An 817-nucleotide genomic window follows, 5' to 3' on the forward strand; every position below is an offset into this window, starting at 1 on the left:
GTGTTTATCTCGTACTGTTCTCCTTCGAAGAAAAAAAGCCGGGCCGACATTCTGGAAATGGAAAACCTGGTGAAAATCATCCGGGCGTCGTTACAGGGGGCCAGTATCACCACACAGACGGTGGATGCACAGGCCTTTATCGATATTGTCGGGGAGATGATTAACCATAACCCGGACTCCCTGTACCCGAAAAGACGTCAGCTGGACCCGTATTCTGATCTGAATTATCAGTGTGTGGAGGACAGTTTTGATCTGAAAGTCCGGGCTGATTACCTGACGCTGGGCCTGCGTGAGAACGGCAGGAACAGCACGGCCCGCATCCTGAATTTCCATCTGGCCCGTAACCCGGAAATCGCCTTCCTGTGGAACGTGGCCGACAACTACAGCAACCTGCTGAACCCGGAACTGTCCATCTCCTGTCCGTTCATCCTGACGCTGACTCTGGTGGTGGAAGACCAGGTGAAAACCCACAGCGAAGCCAACCTGAAGTACATGGACCTGGAGAAAAAGTCGAAGACCTCCTATGCCAAATGGTTTCCGTCCGTGGAGAAAGAGGCGAAGGAGTGGGGGGAACTGCGTCAGCGGCTGGGCTCCGGTCAGTCCTCCGTGGTGTCCTACTTCCTCAACATCACAGCATTCTGCAAGGACAATAATGAAACGGCGCTGGAAGTGGAGCAGGACATCCTGAACAGCTTTCGTAAAAACGGTTTTGAGCTGATTTCACCGCGCTTTAACCACATGCGCAATTTCCTGACCTGCCTGCCCTTTATGGCCGGGAAAGGGCTGTTTAAACAGTTGAAAGAGGCCGGAGTGGTTC

At 53.1% G+C, this 817-nt stretch carries 1 protein-coding gene; it reads left to right on the forward strand.

Annotation, left to right across the window (positions count from 1 at the left end; translation table 11 throughout):
• Positions 1–817, forward strand: an 817-nt coding sequence (locus RTW80_RS26385) for a TraC family protein (protein ID WP_312721035.1), incomplete at both ends; no start/stop codon positions are given.

The sequence above is a fragment of the Escherichia sp. AM3 genome (assembly GCF_032029835.1).
Taxonomy (GTDB): Bacteria; Pseudomonadota; Gammaproteobacteria; order Enterobacterales; family Enterobacteriaceae; genus Escherichia; species Escherichia coli.